Genomic DNA, 16,202 nt, shown 5'->3' with positions numbered 1-16,202 from the left:
AGCGAACGATTCGCTCCTTTTATGGTTTTTCTATCTTTTGCAATGCTTTTTGTGGAATTGACTCTTTCTGGATTTCAGCCCATCCTTTTCCTTGCATACCTTTTGCATAAATTTTTATAAAAGCACCCGTATGCAATTCACGGTTCACCATTCTTTTAATAACTTGTAACTTTCCATCTTCTGTATACCCTTTAAATGTATACAAATATTCATCGTCTTTTTTCTCACCTTTATCTATAACTGCATAATAATCTTGTATTTCTTTATTTGAAAAGAAGTTGTCTACAAAAGCATGCACACCTTCTGTTTTTGTGTTTAAATAGTACGCTGTTCCACCCAAAATAATAGCGAACACAGCTAAAACTTTAATTACCAATTTCATAAATGCGCCTCCTGTTTGCACTTCTTTCTCACTAACCGTATGTCTATACCTGTATTATACGAAAAAAAGCATACTATACTCTATCGAAATGTCTTACACTTCCCTTACATTATTGTAAGGCTTTTTCACCTTACAGCAATTTCCGGGCAAAAAGTTTTTCCGTTTAACAAACTTTTATATTATTATTGAATGATACAAATTTTTATTACAAAAATCAAAGGAGACAGTTTTCAAATGGCTATCTTGCAAGGTTTAGCACTATTACTTGTTGTACTTTGTCTATTTACACTTTTTAGTTACCGTGCTCCTTACGGAATGAAAGCAATGGGTGCTTTGGCTAATGCAGCAATCGCAAGTTTTCTGATTGAAGCATTTCACCGTTATATCGGTGGAGAAATGTTTCATAATGACTTTTTACAATCAGTAGGAGAAGCTTCTGGTAGTATGAGCGGTGTCGCAGCAGCGATTTTAGTAGCATTAGCAATCGGTGTTTCACCCGTATATGCTGTTTTAATCGGTATCGCTACTAGTGGATTCGGTATTTTACCAGGTTTTTTCGCCGGATACGTTTGTGCTTTCGTTGTGAAATTTCTCGAAAAGAAATTACCAGCTGGTGTAGAATTTTTAGCAATTTTATTTATTGCTGCACCAATCTCACGCGGAATGGCAATGCTTATGGACCCGCTTGTTAACGCAACACTCGGTAAAATCGGTTCTATGATTTCAGTTGCAACTACAGAAAGTCCTATCATTATGGGTATTATGCTTGGCGGATTAATAACAGTTATTTCTACCTCTCCATTAAGTTCTATGGCACTAACTGCAATGCTCGGATTAACAGGTTTACCAATGGCAATTGGTAGTCTTGCCGTAGCAGCCTCAGCCCCGTTGAACTTTATTTTCTTTAAACGACTAAAAATTTGTTCAAAGAAAGATACAATCGCTGTAGCAATCGAACCGTTAACACAAGCCGATGTTGTCTCAGCAAATCCAATTCCAATTTATACGACTAACTTCGTTGGCGGTGCACTTGCTGGTATTATTACATCGCTATTCCAGCTCGTTAATAACGCGCCAGGAACAGCATCACCAATTCCAGGACTTCTTGTCTTATTCGGATTTAATGACGTTGTAAAAGTAACAATCGCTGCTATATTATGTGGAATCGTTACCACTATTGTTGGATACGTTGGATCAATTGTATTCCGTAAATATCCAATCCGTTCTGCTGATGAAATTCGTGGCATTACTTCGGAAGAGAAAGTCGCATAAGAAAAAGAGCTATTCTCAAATGATGAGAATAGCTCTTTTTTATGTCATATGACATTAAGTGAAATTATATCGGCGACTCTGAACAAGTCGGCTTCACTTTTACTTTACCCAGCCGAGCAGCATTTCCCGCACGAATTTGCTTGCTGCAACTGGTGTTTGATCACTATGGTCGTAGACAGGAGCTACTTCTACTAAATCTGCTCCAACTACATTTATATTTGAATTTGCAATTGCTACGATGGAATCTAATAGTTCTTTAGATGTGATACCTCCAGCCTCTAACGTTCCTGTTCCAGGAGCGTGAGCTGGGTCTAATACGTCAATGTCAATTGTGACATAGACTGGGCGTCCTGCAAGTTTCGGTAATACTTCTTTTAACGGTTCTAATACGTCAAATTTGTATAAGTTCATACCTACTTCTTTTGCCCATTCAAATTCTTCCTTCATTCCAGAACGAATTCCGAAAGAATATACGTTTTCCGGACCAATTAAATCACACACTTTACGAATTGGTGTAGAGTGAGATAAAGGCTCTCCTTCATACGATTCACGTAAATCAGTATGAGCATCCATGTGGATGATTGCTAAATCCGGATATTTTTTTGCCATTGCCTTAAAAATTGGCCAAGACACTAAGTGCTCACCGCCGAGACCTAGTGGAAACTTATCGGCATCTAAAAGTTTTGATACATATTCTTCAATCATGTCTATGCTGCGTTGTGGGTTCCCAAATGGTAATGGGATATCACCCGCATCAAAATACTTTACTTCTTCTAGTTCACGATCTAAATACGGACTGTATTCCTCTAGTCCAATCGATACTTCACGAATACGTGCAGGGCCGAAGCGAGAACCTGGACGGTAACTTACTGTCCAATCCATTGGCATCCCGTAAATAACTGCCTCTGACTCTTCAAAACTTGGATGACTTTTAATAAATACTTTACCTGAATAAGCTTCATCAAAACGCATATTCTTTTCCTCCTTATGTGGAACTTAAGGTATCCCAACCTTTCACTATTTCTCAAATTTGGAGCGCACTGCTCCTCTTTCTCGATTTACCGGGGTCTTCTTTTTTAACAATAAGAAGACGATTTTCTTTACAGAAGTATAAGTAGCTAGCATGCTCAAGTCTTCTGGACAAACACCTTAAATGAGCTACTTACACTTTATTTGTTCAAACTCGATTTCTTACTTAATTAAATCGCCAACAAATTTCGGTAATGCGAATGCTGCATTGTGTAATTCTTTTGTGTAGTATTTCGTTTCGATTTCGTGGAAACGCTCTTCACTTACTTCTAGTGGATCATGTTTTTTAGATCCGATTGTGAATGTCCAAAGTCCACTTGGGTAAGTTGGAATGTTCGCTGTGTATAAACGAGTAATTGGGAAAATCTCTTTTACGTCTTTAAACACAGTTGTAATTAGTTCTGGTGTAAACCAAGGGTTGTCCGTTTGAGCAACGAAAATACCATCTTCTTTTAACGCTTTAGAAATTCCAGCGTAGAAGCCTTTTGTAAATAGGTTTACCGCTGGGCCTACTGGCTCAGTAGAATCTACCATAATTACGTCATATTCATTTTCGCTTTCTGCGATGTGTAGGAAACCGTCTCCTACTTTTACTTCTACACGCTCATTATCTAATGCGCCTGCAATTGATGGTAAGTATTGTTTAGAGTACTCAATTACTTTTCCATCGATTTCAACAAGAGTTGCTTTCTTTACGCTTGGGTGTTTTAACACTTCACGAATAACACCGCCATCGCCACCGCCTACAACTAATACGTTTTCAGGGTTTGGATGTGTAAATAAAGGTACGTGCGCTACCATTTCATGATAAACGAACTCGTCCTTTTCAGTTGTCATAACCATGCCATCTAAAATAAGCATGTTTCCGAACTCTTCCGTTTCAACCATATCAAGTTTTTGGAATTCTGTTTGCTCCGTATGTAATGTGCGGTTAATACGCGCCGTAATCCCAAAATGCTTTGTTTGTTTTTCAGTGAACCATAGTTCCATCGTACAATCACGCCTTTCAATGCAAATTTATAATAGGGACATCATTAATGTCCCCTAACAAAAATAAAACAAAACATCCAAAAAGTATAGTTAAAAGTACAAAAATACCGAAAATATATTTTAGTCAGAGGGTTCTAACATATATGCAAAAAGGGTTTGCTCTGCAACAGGAAAGAAAACCCTTTCTTAAGAAAGGGTTTCTGTCTCTATTTCTACCGGTTTACGAATCGGAATTAAGATCATTACGCAACCAACTAATACAACAATTCCACCGACTAAAAACGGACTTTGTGGTGAAACTGTATGACCGATGACTCCTGATAAAATTGGAGCAATCGCGCCTCCTAACCAACGAACAAAGTTATAAACACCTGATGTAACAGATCTTTCATAAGGTGAAATATCCATTACATAACTTGTAAATAACGCGTTATTTAATCCTGATGCTAATCCTGATAGAACGATTAACACGATTTGTAACCACATGATTTTAACGAAGAATAGTGCAATTAAGAAAATCGCAAATACGAGTAAACTACCTTTTAACAATGTTTTTGGTTCATATTTACCTTCTAGCTTATGCGCTAAAATTGCTGATCCGTAAGCTAATGCTAATCCCCATCCGCAAAATACAAATCCTAATTGAATAGCAGATAAATGCATAATCAGTGGTGAATATGCTAACACGACGAAAAATCCGTAGTAGTATAACATTCCTGAAATGGCACCTTGCATAAACGGTTTATACTTCACCAGGTTAAGTAATTCACCTACGCCTGCTGCTTTACGCTTCACTTCTCGCTCCGGTTCTTTTACAAAAAAGAATACTAAAATAAATGCTAAGAAAATTAAAATACTCGTTGCGAAAAATGGGTAACGCCAAGAATGTCCACCTAATATACCACCTAACAATGGGCCACCTGCCATCCCTAAACCGATAGCTGCTTCATATAATCCTACTGCTTCATGAACTTCTTTACTTAATGCTATTAAAAGTGTCATTGCTGTAGCAAAAAACATCGCATTTCCTAATCCCCACCCTGCACGGAAAAGAGATAATTGAGCAATCGTTTGAGATATACCACATATAAATGCAAACACAGTTACAATCGCAAGACCGATCGTCATCATTCGTTTATCACCAAATCTTGATGCAAATATTCCAGCTGGTAACATCATAATTGCCATCGTTAAAATATAAGCTGTAAATAACATCTCGACTTGCCAATGCGAAGCACCAATTTGTTCAGCAATACTTGGTAAAATTGGGTCGACTACTCCTATACCTGAAAAGGCAAGGAAGGTAGCCACCACTGTAATCAATCTCCCTAATTTTTGTTTGCTCTCCATTTTGATTACTCTCCTTTTGTATTCTCTAAAAATGTAACCGCTCGACTTAAACTATCCTCTAGCTCTGCCTTCACGCGCTGCATTTGCTCCATTTTCTCGTCTAACGTTTGCACTTGTTTTTCAAGCATCTCTTTAATTTCTTGAATAACTTCACGGTCACGAGGATTCTCGCTATTTCTTCTTTGTTCCATTCGTTCTTTTAACGATAAGAAATGTTGCATTTCTTGAAGTGTAATTCCTAGCACTTCTTTCGCTTCCACAATCTTTTTAATTCTTGCAATGTCCTCATCTGTATACAGGCGAATGTTCCCCTCACTTCGTTCTGGGGGATGAATTAAACCAATTTCCTCATAATAACGAAGTGTACGCTTTGTTAAACCCACTTGCTTTGTTACTTCATCGATTTTATACATGTTTATTCCTCCCTTCACTTGATTATTACATTTTACGTTAACGTTAACTTTTATGCAACTGTTAGACTTTTGTAAATGTTTGTCCTATTCAATTGTATTTTTCCCAAGGCAGTTTCATAATGAAGAAAAAGAGATGATAAGGAGATTTTCACATGAATAAACCACTTATTTTCGCTCACCGCGGGGTAAAAGGGACACATCCAGAGAATACGATGATTGCCTTTCAAGAAGCCGAACGCATTGGTGCTCATGGAATTGAACTTGATGTCCATTTATCAAAAGATGGTGAACTTGTTGTAATTCACGACGAAACCGTCGATCGTACAACAAATGGCATAGGACTTGTTTCTGAAAAAACTGTAGAGGAATTACAAACTCTAGATGCTGGTAGCCATAAAGATCCTTCTTTCCATGAAGCAAAAATTCCAACGTTACGCGAAGTATTCATTTGGCTATCTACAACAAATTTACAACTTAACATTGAGTTAAAAACAGATGTGATTCACTATCCTAATATCGAAGAGAAAGTTGTCGCTCTTGTTCGAGAATACCATCTATCTAATCAAATTGTATTCTCCTCATTTAACCATGACTCTGTTTCATTATTAGCAGAGATAGCCTCTGAAATCCCAAGGGCAATTTTATATGATACGCCACTTGCTGATCCTATTGTCGAGGCAAAGCGTAGAGAAGCAACTGGATTACATCCAAATTTCCAGCTATTAACCAAAGAATTTGTACAGTTAGCACAAGAACAAGGATATGTTTTCCGTCCTTATACAATGAACGAATACAAAGATTTGCAAACTATGATTGATTATGGCGTAGATGTCATTATTACCGATTGGCCAGCACGTGCCTTTGAGCTCCTTTCTTAATTCAAGGGGCTTTTTTGTTTTCAAAATTTCATTGTTTAAAATAAACCAAAACCCTCAATACTAATACAATAATGCTTGTATTAATGAGGGGCTGAAAAAGATGGATCAAACTATGAATCCAAAACTTAAAAAATATAAACGTCTTTTCTTCACCGTAATGTTTTCTTGTGTTCTTTTTTTCGTTTTTTCCTTTTTCATTATCATTATAGCTGCAAAAATTATGGGACCTCCCCCTGTTGCAGTTCCGCAAACGAGTGTCTTTTACGCGAACGATGATACAGTTATTGGACAAAGTAACGAAATACAAAAGCGTTACAATGTCTCTCTTGACGAAATTTCTCCCTATGTAAAAGAAGCGACACTTTCTATTGAAGACCAAAGATTTTATAAGCATCATGGCTTCGATATGAAACGTATTGCAGGTGCAATTGTTGCTGATTTAAAAGCAATGGCAAAGGTGCAAGGAGCTAGTACGATTACACAACAATACGCACGTAATCTATATCTAGATCATGATAAAACGTGGAAACGAAAACTACTAGAGGCAATGTACACTGTCCGTCTTGAAGTGAATTATAATAAAAATCATATTTTAGAAGGATATTTAAATACAATTTATTACGGACATGGCGCTTATGGCATCGAGGCCGCGTCTCGTCTATATTTCGATAAAACAGCAAAAGAATTAACATTAGCAGAAGCTAGTATGCTTGCAGGAATCCCGAAAGGACCTAGTGTCTACTCTCCCTTTTTAAAAGAAGAACGTGCTAAAGGACGTCAATCTCTCATATTAGATGAAATGGTAGAGCAAGGTTATATTACGAAGCTGCAAGCAGCTTCAGCAAAAAAAGAACCGCTAACTTTCGCCTCATTAGATACGAAAAAAGTGGCAGAGGTCGCGCCTTATTTCCAAGATGCTGTACAAGCTTCTCTTCTTCGGGATATCGGATTAGATGAGCAAGCCTTACAACGAGGTGGCTTGCGTATTTATACAACGCTAGATCCTAAGTTACAATCTGTAGCAGAACAAGCTGTCAAAGATCATATACCTGAAACAACAAACATCCAAACTGCCCTCGTCTCTATGAATCCAAAAACAGGTGAAGTGGCTGCTCTTGTTGGAGGAACTGATTATAATACGAGTCAATTTAACAGGGCTACAGAAGCCGTTCGTCAGCCTGGCTCTACATTTAAACCATTTCTATATTACGCGGCCTTGGAACGAGGATTCACCCCTACTACGCGCTTAAAAAGCGAATACACTGTATTCACTTTAGGTGACGGCGTTTCAAAGTATAAACCGAAAAACTATAAAGATTATTATGCAGATGATTTCGTAACGATGGCGCAAGCCCTCGCAGTCTCTGATAACATATATGCTGTGAAAACAAATTTGTTTTTAGGAGATGACACGCTCGCAAAAACAGCGAAGCAATTCGGAATTAAGAGTGCATTAAAAGATGTGCCTTCTCTAGCTCTCGGTACGTCCCCTGTAAAACCGATTGAAATGGTGAACGCTTATAGCATGTTTGCAAACGGCGGAAAAGAAGTAAAACCTATCTTTATAAGGCGCATTATGGATCATGAAGGGAACATGTTATACGACGCTCATTTGGAGAGCAATCAAGTTCTCGATAAGAGCAAAGCATTTGTGATGGAAGAAATGATGACAGGTATGTTTAATAAAAAACTAAGTAGTTATGCCGCTGTGACCGGACAATCGATGTTATCCAAACTATCAAGAACGTATGCTGGAAAGTCCGGTTCAACAGAAACTGATAGTTGGATGATTGGATTTACTCCGCAACTTGTAACAGGGGTTTGGATTGGATACGATCAACCTAAATCCATTTCAAATGTAGCAGAACAAGGATACGCGAAAAAAATATGGACCGATACAATGGAAAAAGGATTGGATGGACAGCCTAAAAAAGAGTTCAAACAACCAGCAGATGTTGTTGCGGTCGACGTTAACCCTGAAAACGGTAAGATTGCTACAAAAAATTGTCCCATTTCTGTGAAAATGTATTTCACAAAAGGTACAGAGCCCACTGAATATTGTATGGATCACGTTGATGATAAAGAAGAGTTTGAAAAGGTTAGTGAAGAGAAGAAAAAGACGGGTTGGTGGAAGAAATATCTCCCGTGGTAAGAAAGAAGGCTATTGTCATTCTTTATCGGTAAATCGATATTCCTTATCGAATCGTTGATATATGTTGAGTTACGTTAGATATATTTTCATCTACCATGGTCCTATTCACTAAATAAAAAGGATGTCACCTAGTCAAAAAACTCGACTTACGGGACATCCTTTTCTTTTATTCACCTAATAATGCGTGACGCAATTCTTCACTAGATTCGTTCCAAATTGCTTCATTATGCTCTTTTAAGAATGTACCAAGTACTTTTTTAGATGATTCATCCATATGATCGACCATGATGTGACGCTTTAGTGATTTATCCATTTTGTTTACATGCTCTGGAAGTGATTTATATCCGCGGCGAATTTCACGATCAACTGTCATTTCACAAGCAGTTACACCTGCGTAATATGCACCGTTTGGTGTTCTTTCAATCGTTACCCAAACAAGCCAAAATGGTTTTCCGTTTGGAACTTCATCTTTATTTGTTAAAAATTTAATACCTTTTTCTACTGTACTACGCGCATGCATCGCACCGATATCAACGAATGCAGTTTTCTCTAGTACATCGACAAATACAGGTGAAATATTTTCTAGGCTTAATGCCCCAACGCCAAACCCACCATGTCCATCTGTTGAATCATTTTTTACAATATTAAAACCGATTTTTTTCTTTTTCTCTGTCATATGTAAATTCCTCCTCACTTAAAGATTATAAAAGCCCAAAAATAGGCGCAATGATATTTTGTAAAAATACTAATACATATGGGATAACAACATTGAAAATAGGCTGAATTGTGTAATTGCTAAGCGGTGTAATAACAAGAATTAATAACGCAATTGATCCATACTTTTCATACTGTGTCATTTTCGCTCGCACATTTGCTGGTGCTAAATCTTCCACAACGCGATATCCATCAAGTGGCGGGATTGGTAATAAGTTAAATACAAGTAAAACAATATTAAGCATAATAAAAATTTGGAAAAATTGATTTAACGTCTCTCCTACTGCGGGTGGAATCGCATCTAACACACCAAACGTTATTAGGCTATACCAAATAATTAAACCAATTGCACTTAAGATAAGATTACTTATCGGTCCCGCAATAGAAACTAATATTCCCGCAAGACGCGGTCTTTTAAAGTTATACGGGTTAACAGGTACTGGTCTTGCCCAACCGAATCCAAGAATTAGTACAGCAATCATCCCGATAGGATCTAAATGAGCCATCGGTGATAACGTTAAACGTCCTTGTTTTTTCGCTGTATCGTCTCCAAATTTATATGCAACATACGCATGTGCAAATTCATGCACAGATAGCGCAATAATAATCGCCATTGCTACCAACGGAATTTGTTGCAATGGGTATCTAAATAACTGATCCATAACTCATCTCCTCTTCAATATGTCAAAAAAAGAAATTATTTGTTTTTTCGATTGTTCTTCCTCATAATCCGCTATAATAAGAGTGTAACTTACATAAAAGGAGCGATTGTACATGCCATACGTAACAGTGAAAATGCTAGAAGGACGCACAGAAGAACAGAAGAAAGCTCTTGCTGAGAAAGTAACAGCAGCAGTAAGCGAAACAACTGGTGCTCCTGAAGAAAACATCGTTGTTTTCATCGAAGAAATGTCTAAAAACCATTATGCAGTTGGCGGAAAACGCTTAAGCGACAAATAATTTCAAGTTTTTTCATAAGAAGCAGCTCTTAGCTGCTTCTTATTTCTTTCCCTCTAACAACTCGATAATTCTCTCTTTATATTTTCCTCTTCTTCCATCTTCATAGATCAAATCATGCGGATAGAATAGTTTTTGATCCGTTCGCTTCTTACCTGTAATCGCCTCAACAATATCCGATTCACGCGAAAGCTCTCTAAGTTCCCCATTCGGCATAAGAAGTAAGATTGGTAGACGTTCTTCTTCTTCTCCTGCACGATAAAAGTCATACGGTAAGTCTGATGTTGAATCAACAACTAAATAATACTCTGGATCGAGTCCAATCTTTTTAAATAAGCTACTTAATTCCATCCAATTATCTAAACCATGCTTATCAGTAAACTCTACATATTTAAATAGATTTCTGTTCATAAAGCGGCGGCATAAGTCACTTAAAATCGGATCTTCTTCGTCTTGCCATACTTGGAAGTAATAATACATTACGTTCTCGTCTAACTTTAAATAATCCTCTACTGTTACCTCTTCTTCAAATAAAGAATAGAAATGAACAGGATGATTTTTAAACGCATAATACTTCTCATGCAGTGATTTAGCTCGGTGTAAAATCTTCGTTAAAATAACTTCTGCACTACGTGTTACCGGATGGAAATATACTTGCCAATACATTTGATAACGGCTCATAATATAATGCTCTACAGCATGCATACCACTATTTTTAATGACAACTTGATTACCGTATGGGCGCATGACACGCAGTATACGTTCCATATCAAAGTTCCCATACTTTACACCAGTAAAATATGCATCTCTTAATAAATAATCCATACGATCAGCATCAATTTGGCTTGAAATCATACTAATTGCTAATTTATTAGTAGATGTTTTCGCAATGACATCTGCTACCTTTTGCGGGAAATCCTTATCAACACGGCTTAACACACGATTAATTTCCGTATCGCCAACGATAATCTTTTGCGTAAATTTCTCATGATCTAACGAAAATACTTTTTCAAACGAGTGAGAAAATGGGCCGTGACCGACATCATGAAGTAATGCCGCACATAAACATAATAATCTATCTTCAGCATTCCAGTTCGGTCTGCCATCAAACACATCATCAATCATACGACGAATAATTTCATATACACCTAACGAATGAGTAAAGCGACTATGCTCTGCACCGTGAAATGTAAAAAATGTCGTTCCAAGCTGCTTAATACGGCGCAAGCGTTGAAATTCTTTCGTTCCGATTAAATCCCAAATAACGCGATCACGCACGTGCACATATTTATGTACTGGGTCTTTAAACACTTTTGTTTCGCTGAGTTTGTCGTTTAAATATACCACCTTCCGACATCCCCCTTCCTTTACTACATTCTTACTTTATATTATAAACGAAATAAGAAACAGAAAGAAATGAAAGACTATATTAATTCCTGTTATATAAAGAAAAATCACTTTTACCGACGTAAAAGTGATTTTTCTTTATATATTATTTTCCTAAAACAAACTCAGCAACTTCGTCTAAGATCATTTCTTTACCTAGTGGGAAGTATCCTTTGTTTAGGTCTTCATTGCTAATTGTGAATACGTGATTGTTTTTAACAGCATTCATATTTTTCCAAATTGATTCTTCTTGGAATTCTTTTAGACGCTGAGAACCGTCACCAGTTGTAAATACGAATAAGTAATCTGGATTGTAATCGATTAAAGCTTCTTTTTGTACTTGTACTAATGGTTTATCAGTTGGTGTACCTTTAACTGCTGGTAACTTTAAGTCATTAAAGATTACGCTACCGTAACCGTAGTCACCGTATACGCGGAAAGCATTTGGATATGCAGCCATTTTCATGAATGTTGCATCACCAGTTTTAGCGATGATTTTGTCATGTAATTTGCTTGCTTTTTCATCATACTGTTTGAACCATTCTTTTGTTTCTTTCTCTTTACCGAAGATTTGACCTACTTCTTCGAATTTTGGACGCCATTGGTCTAATGGAGTTTTTAACATAACTGTTGGTGCAATTTTAGATAATTGATCATAAATCTTTTCTTGACGATTGTTTACAAGAATTAAGTCTGGTTTTGCAGCAGCTACTGCTTCGATGTTAATTTTATCGCCCCAAGCAGAACCTACTGGTTTCACGCCTTCTAATTTCTTTGCAATATGTCCATCAATTTTTTCTTGTGTTGTATTTGCAGTAATAATCGGTTTCATACCGAAAATTACTAATTCTTCTGTTGAACCACTGAGGTCAGCAATTTTCTTTGGATTTGCAGGAATTTTAATTTCCCCTTTTGCATGTTGTACAGTGCGCTCTTCAGTTTTCGCATCCTTCGCATCTGCTTTCTTTTCTTCTTCTTTGTTAGAACAAGCTGCAAATAGTACAGAAGTAACAACTAGTACCATTGCTAATAGTGACATTTTAAAATTCTTCATATTCCCACTCCTTCTAGCTGTATTTCTCTTATAATTTGCATGTAACTATAAGAAACGAAAACAACAGTTAATTAATATATATTTATTAATTGTTGTTTATAGCCCGTTCTAACGGGCGTTCAACTTCCCATCCATGGGTAAGAAGCTCAACGTCAATTAGAACTCCCCCTCTCACCTCTTTAAGAGGGAGAAATCCTATTAATTACGCTTTTTTACGCAATTGATTATTAATCATCGCTAAATCGTATGTTAAACAAATTGGTTTACAGTTTACTGGACATGGAACGATTTGAGCTTCGATTTCAAATACATTTCGAAGCGTTTCACTTGTCATGACTTCATCTGGCGTTCCTTGTTTCATTAACTTCCCAGCTTTTAATGCAATCATATGATCAGAGAAACGAGAAGCATGATTTAAATCGTGAATAACCATAACAATCGTTCTGCCTTCTTCTTTGTTTAACTTCTTCAGTAAGTTTAATACCTCAAGTTGATGAGCCATATCTAAGTATGTTGTTGGTTCATCTAACACAAGTAAATCTGTTCCTTGTGCAAGAGCCATCGCAATCCATACACGTTGACGCTGCCCACCGGATAAAGCTTCTGCTGGACGATTTGCAAACTCAGTCATTCCAGTCACTTCAAGTGCCCAATGAATGTAGCGATAATCCTCTTCTTTCAATGTTCCAAATCCTTTTTGATGAGGAAAACGTCCATATGAAACAAGTTCAAACACAGTAAGGCCTGTTGGCACTTCTGCAGTTTGTGGTAAAATCGCCATTTTCTTTGCGATTTCTTTCGTTGGCTGTTTCTCAATTGCTTTTCCATCAAGATAAACAGTACCTCGTTTTGCTTTCAAAATACGAGAAGCCGTTTTTAATAATGTGGATTTCCCACAACCATTTGGTCCAATAATCGTTGTAATTTGTCCTTCCGGAATTTCAACTGTTAATCCATCTATAATTAACCCTTCATTGTAGCCAACAGATACCGCATCAACTGCTAAAGTTGCCATACAAAAAGCCTCCCTTTATTTTGTCCTCATAAGTAAATATATGAAATATGGTGCGCCAATTACAGAAATAACAAGACCGACCGGTATCTCTGAAGTTGGTAACACACTTCTTGAAATTACATCTGCAAATAAAAGTAAGAACGTTCCTATTAATGCAGCCGTTGGTAACATAATTTGATGCTTACCGCCAACGAGGCGCCTCGCTAAATGCGGAGCCATTAAACCGATAAAACCGATTCCGCCCGCAACAGCAACAGATGCACCTGCTAAACAAACTGCAATAAATAATAATTTCCGTCTTTCCTTTTCTACGTTTACACCAAGCCCAACTGCTGTAGAGTCGCCTAAATTCATTACATTTAATATGTGCGCTTTACTAATAGCTAGTGGTAAGAAAATAACCATCCATGGGAGCACACTTAGTACGAACTTCCAATCTGTTCCCCATAAACTTCCTGCCAACCAAATCGTTGCAAAACGGAAGTCGTTCGATGTCATCTTCATAGAAAAAATTAAACTAACCGCACCAAAGCCGGCTGCAACAGCGATACCAACAAGAATTAATCGAGTTGATGAAACGCCGTCTTTCCATGCTAGTAAATAAATAATAACCGCTGCCAATATCGCTCCAACTAGCGCGAAGAATGGAAGGATAAATACAGATAAAAGTGTACCTGTTCCAACTTTCCCGAAGAAAAAGTAGACGAATACAACAACTGTTAATCCCGCTCCAGCGTTAATACCGATAATACCTGGATCAGCAAGTGGGTTTCGTGATAACCCTTGCAAAATTGCACCTGACATAGCTAATGCAGAACCAACTAATATGGCAATAACCATACGTGGCATACGAAATTCAAATAAAATAACAGATTGATCTTCTGCACCTAATCCAACCAATGACTTTAATACATCTATTGGAGGAATTTTAAATGTTCCTGTATTTAAACTTATTAAAAATACAGCAACAATTAATCCTACTAAAATCGTTAAAATAGAAATGTTCTTTTTTGTTAAGACGCTCGTCCTCACATCTTTCCTCTCCCTTCATTACGTGCTAAGTAGAGGAAGAATGGCACCCCAATTAGCGCTGTAATTGCTCCAATTGGCGTTTCAAATGGTGGATTAATAACGCGAGATAACATATCTGCACATTCAATTAGCAATCCACCTAAGACCGCAGAACATGGAATAACCCATCTATAATCTGAGCCGACAAGGAAACGAGTCATATGCGGAATTACAAGTCCAACAAATCCAACTGATCCTGCCATAGAAACCGCAGAACCTGTTAATACAAGAACAAGTACTGTTCCTATAAATTTAATTAATGTCGTATTTTGACCAAGTCCAATCGCAATTTCTTCACCAAAGCTTAAAATTGTGATATATCTCGACATCATAATTGCTATAATGAGACAAACAAGACCAATTGGTACTAACATATTAATACTTTGCCATTTCACTCCGGCAACGCCGCCTGCATTCCACATACTTACCTCTTGGGCAAGGTTGAAATACAATGCAATTCCAGATGAAATCGCCCCTAATAAAGCACTAATTGCTGCACCTGCTAAAGCTAATTTCACAGGCGTTAATCCACCTGGTGAAGAAGACCCAATACCATATACAATGCTCGCTCCAAACGCAGCCCCAATAAAAGATGCGATAACAAACATTAAATAAGGTGAATTAGGGAAAAATGCATACATAATTGCAATCCCAAATACAGCTCCATCTGTAATTCCCATTAACGATGGTGATGCAAGTGGATTTCGCGTCATACCTTGCATAATTGCACCTGATACCGCTAAAAAGGCACCTGCAACTACGCCCCCTATTGCTCTAGGCATGCGTAATTCTTGAATTACGTTATGGTGCGTTATGGAACCATCAAACTGAAATACAGCTTGCCAAACGGTCTTTAAACTAATATCTGCTGCACCAAACGAAATAGAAACTGCCATACTTAAAGCTAACAAAATTGTGCCTGCTATTAAAATAATAGAAGCAACGAGCGGTCTGCTCTTAATCTCTTTAACATTCACATCTTGCTGTTCTATACTCCTTGCGCTCGCTTCCATCCCTCAACCATCCTAACCAACAACATATATTTAATAAAATGAAATTTATTCTCAAATAATAATAAAAAAATTAGGTGAATTGACCTTTTTCCTGATAATGATTCTCAGAATCAGACACTTTCTATTCTACCTACCACGTCAAAAGACTGTCAACCATTATTTTGAAATACGAATTCATACAAAACGCTATCTTATGGACATAAAAAAAGAAGAGTAATCTGTTCACTCTTCTTTTTCTTACTTATTTAACTTTGCTTCAATTTTTACGATTAATTCGTCTTCTGTTGGAGCCGCAACTGGACGATTATTTACAAACGCGAATGATTTTTTACGACCAGGGCCACAGTAAGACTGACATGCAACCTCAATCGTTGCACATGAATCTACTTTTTTTAACTTCGGAATCAACGTTTTAACGTTCGTTGCCTGACAATCATCACACACACGAAATTCGTTTCCCATTATATATAACACTTCCTCTATTTTAAACTTTTCACAAGTACATTTTAAAATAAACACTAAATGG

General features: G+C 37.2%; 17 protein-coding genes. 4 read left to right on the top strand and 13 right to left on the bottom strand.

What is annotated here, in order from left to right; genetic code table 11:
- Positions 1–19: 19 nt before the first annotated feature.
- Complete coding sequence (locus BAU27_RS07580; RefSeq protein WP_071770548.1) at positions 20–382, bottom strand: YxeA family protein; 363 nt, start codon at positions 380–382, stop codon at positions 20–22.
- Positions 383–616: 234 nt separating this feature from the next.
- On the opposite strand from BAU27_RS07580, the gene BAU27_RS07575 reads away from it, so the two are divergent.
- Positions 617–1,654, top strand: a complete 1,038-nt coding sequence (locus BAU27_RS07575; protein ID WP_071744038.1) for a PTS sugar transporter subunit IIC — start codon at positions 617–619, stop codon at positions 1,652–1,654.
- Between the two features lie 99 nt (positions 1,655–1,753).
- Here BAU27_RS07575 and speB read toward each other — a convergent pair whose 3' ends face one another.
- The 4 genes from speB to BAU27_RS07555 all read right to left on the bottom strand — a co-directional run bounded on the left by speB (position 1,754) and on the right by BAU27_RS07555 (position 5,436).
- Complete coding sequence (gene speB, locus BAU27_RS07570; RefSeq protein ID WP_001209823.1) at positions 1,754–2,626, bottom strand: agmatinase; 873 nt, start codon at positions 2,624–2,626, stop codon at positions 1,754–1,756.
- Positions 2,627–2,845: 219 nt separating this feature from the next.
- Positions 2,846–3,673, bottom strand: a complete 828-nt coding sequence (gene speE, locus BAU27_RS07565; RefSeq protein WP_000424696.1) for a polyamine aminopropyltransferase — start codon at positions 3,671–3,673, stop codon at positions 2,846–2,848.
- A 186-nt stretch (positions 3,674–3,859) separates the two neighbouring features.
- Positions 3,860–5,023: an MFS transporter gene (locus tag BAU27_RS07560; protein WP_071744037.1), complete on the bottom strand. Its 1,164-nt coding sequence runs from the start codon at positions 5,021–5,023 to the stop codon at positions 3,860–3,862.
- A gap of 5 nt (positions 5,024–5,028) precedes the next feature.
- The gene (locus BAU27_RS07555; protein ID WP_071744036.1) at positions 5,029–5,436 is read right to left on the bottom strand and encodes a MerR family transcriptional regulator; all 408 of its coding nucleotides are present in this window, start codon (positions 5,434–5,436) and stop codon (positions 5,029–5,031) included.
- A 152-nt stretch (positions 5,437–5,588) separates the two neighbouring features.
- On the opposite strand from BAU27_RS07555, the gene BAU27_RS07550 reads away from it, so the two are divergent.
- Positions 5,589–6,314, top strand: a complete 726-nt coding sequence (locus BAU27_RS07550; RefSeq protein ID WP_071770547.1) for a glycerophosphodiester phosphodiesterase — start codon at positions 5,589–5,591, stop codon at positions 6,312–6,314.
- 100 nt (positions 6,315–6,414) lie between these two features.
- Positions 6,415–8,466 (top strand): transglycosylase domain-containing protein, encoded by a 2,052-nt coding sequence (locus BAU27_RS07545; RefSeq protein ID WP_071770546.1) that lies wholly within the window; start codon positions 6,415–6,417, stop codon positions 8,464–8,466.
- A gap of 166 nt (positions 8,467–8,632) precedes the next feature.
- Here the strand turns inward: BAU27_RS07545 and BAU27_RS07540 are convergent, their stop codons facing one another.
- Both BAU27_RS07540 and BAU27_RS07535 read right to left on the bottom strand, forming a co-directional pair.
- Complete coding sequence (locus BAU27_RS07540) at positions 8,633–9,142, bottom strand: YwhD family protein (protein WP_071770545.1); 510 nt, start codon at positions 9,140–9,142, stop codon at positions 8,633–8,635.
- Between the two features lie 25 nt (positions 9,143–9,167).
- A complete protein-coding gene (locus BAU27_RS07535; RefSeq protein WP_071744033.1) occupies positions 9,168–9,842 on the bottom strand; it encodes a site-2 protease family protein in 675 nt (224 codons plus the stop codon).
- Between the two features lie 112 nt (positions 9,843–9,954).
- Here BAU27_RS07535 and BAU27_RS07530 point away from each other — a divergent pair, with 112 nt between their 5' ends.
- Positions 9,955–10,140: a 2-hydroxymuconate tautomerase gene (locus BAU27_RS07530; RefSeq protein ID WP_001147171.1), complete on the top strand. Its 186-nt coding sequence runs from the start codon at positions 9,955–9,957 to the stop codon at positions 10,138–10,140.
- Positions 10,141–10,179: 39 nt separating this feature from the next.
- Here the strand turns inward: BAU27_RS07530 and BAU27_RS07525 are convergent, their stop codons facing one another.
- The 6 genes from BAU27_RS07525 to BAU27_RS07500 all read right to left on the bottom strand — a co-directional run bounded on the left by BAU27_RS07525 (position 10,180) and on the right by BAU27_RS07500 (position 16,138).
- Positions 10,180–11,484 (bottom strand): HD domain-containing protein, encoded by a 1,305-nt coding sequence (locus tag BAU27_RS07525; protein WP_071744032.1) that lies wholly within the window; start codon positions 11,482–11,484, stop codon positions 10,180–10,182.
- A gap of 145 nt (positions 11,485–11,629) precedes the next feature.
- The gene (locus BAU27_RS07520) at positions 11,630–12,577 is read right to left on the bottom strand and encodes an ABC transporter substrate-binding protein (protein WP_071770544.1); all 948 of its coding nucleotides are present in this window, start codon (positions 12,575–12,577) and stop codon (positions 11,630–11,632) included.
- Between the two features lie 202 nt (positions 12,578–12,779).
- On the bottom strand, positions 12,780–13,592 hold the full coding sequence (locus tag BAU27_RS07515) for an ABC transporter ATP-binding protein (RefSeq protein WP_000212073.1): 813 nt from the start codon (positions 13,590–13,592) through the stop codon (positions 12,780–12,782).
- A gap of 15 nt (positions 13,593–13,607) precedes the next feature.
- Positions 13,608–14,624 (bottom strand): FecCD family ABC transporter permease, encoded by a 1,017-nt coding sequence (locus BAU27_RS07510; protein ID WP_071744030.1) that lies wholly within the window; start codon positions 14,622–14,624, stop codon positions 13,608–13,610.
- Complete coding sequence (locus BAU27_RS07505) at positions 14,621–15,676, bottom strand: FecCD family ABC transporter permease (protein ID WP_000388282.1); 1,056 nt, start codon at positions 15,674–15,676, stop codon at positions 14,621–14,623. Before BAU27_RS07505 ends, BAU27_RS07510 begins: the two co-directional genes overlap by 4 nt.
- Positions 15,677–15,913: 237 nt before the next feature.
- On the bottom strand, positions 15,914–16,138 hold the full coding sequence (locus BAU27_RS07500) for a YuzB family protein (protein WP_000526075.1): 225 nt from the start codon (positions 16,136–16,138) through the stop codon (positions 15,914–15,916).
- Between the last annotated feature and the right edge of the window lie 64 nt (positions 16,139–16,202).

Source organism: Bacillus sp. NH11B, assembly GCF_001884205.1.
GTDB classification, from domain to species: Bacteria; Bacillota; Bacilli; order Bacillales; family Bacillaceae_G; genus Bacillus_A; species Bacillus_A proteolyticus.
The sequence above is the reverse complement of the archived record's forward strand: the minus strand, read 5'-3'. Positions and strand labels throughout refer to the sequence as shown.

Bases quoted from the DNA above. Each gene is read 5' to 3' on its own strand.
- BAU27_RS07520 (WP_071770544.1), bottom strand. From the start codon at position 12,577: ATGAAGAATTTTAAAATGTCACTATTAGCAATGGTACTAGTTGTTACT.
- BAU27_RS07560 (WP_071744037.1), bottom strand. From the start codon at position 5,023: ATGGAGAGCAAACAAAAATTAGGGAGATTGATTACAGTGGTGGCTACC.
- speB (WP_001209823.1), bottom strand. From the start codon at position 2,626: ATGCGTTTTGATGAAGCTTATTCAGGTAAAGTATTTATTAAAAGTCAT.
- BAU27_RS07545 (WP_071770546.1), top strand. From the start codon at position 6,415: ATGGATCAAACTATGAATCCAAAACTTAAAAAATATAAACGTCTTTTC.
- BAU27_RS07540 (WP_071770545.1), bottom strand. From the start codon at position 9,142: ATGACAGAGAAAAAGAAAAAAATCGGTTTTAATATTGTAAAAAATGAT.
- speE (WP_000424696.1), bottom strand. From the start codon at position 3,673: ATGGAACTATGGTTCACTGAAAAACAAACAAAGCATTTTGGGATTACG.
- BAU27_RS07535 (WP_071744033.1), bottom strand. From the start codon at position 9,842: ATGGATCAGTTATTTAGATACCCATTGCAACAAATTCCGTTGGTAGCA.
- BAU27_RS07505 (WP_000388282.1), bottom strand. From the start codon at position 15,676: ATGGAAGCGAGCGCAAGGAGTATAGAACAGCAAGATGTGAATGTTAAA.
- BAU27_RS07580 (WP_071770548.1), bottom strand. From the start codon at position 382: ATGAAATTGGTAATTAAAGTTTTAGCTGTGTTCGCTATTATTTTGGGT.
- BAU27_RS07550 (WP_071770547.1), top strand. From the start codon at position 5,589: ATGAATAAACCACTTATTTTCGCTCACCGCGGGGTAAAAGGGACACAT.
- BAU27_RS07530 (WP_001147171.1), top strand. From the start codon at position 9,955: ATGCCATACGTAACAGTGAAAATGCTAGAAGGACGCACAGAAGAACAG.
- BAU27_RS07500 (WP_000526075.1), bottom strand. From the start codon at position 16,138: ATGGGAAACGAATTTCGTGTGTGTGATGATTGTCAGGCAACGAACGTT.
- BAU27_RS07555 (WP_071744036.1), bottom strand. From the start codon at position 5,436: ATGTATAAAATCGATGAAGTAACAAAGCAAGTGGGTTTAACAAAGCGT.
- BAU27_RS07575 (WP_071744038.1), top strand. From the start codon at position 617: ATGGCTATCTTGCAAGGTTTAGCACTATTACTTGTTGTACTTTGTCTA.
- BAU27_RS07515 (WP_000212073.1), bottom strand. From the start codon at position 13,592: ATGGCAACTTTAGCAGTTGATGCGGTATCTGTTGGCTACAATGAAGGG.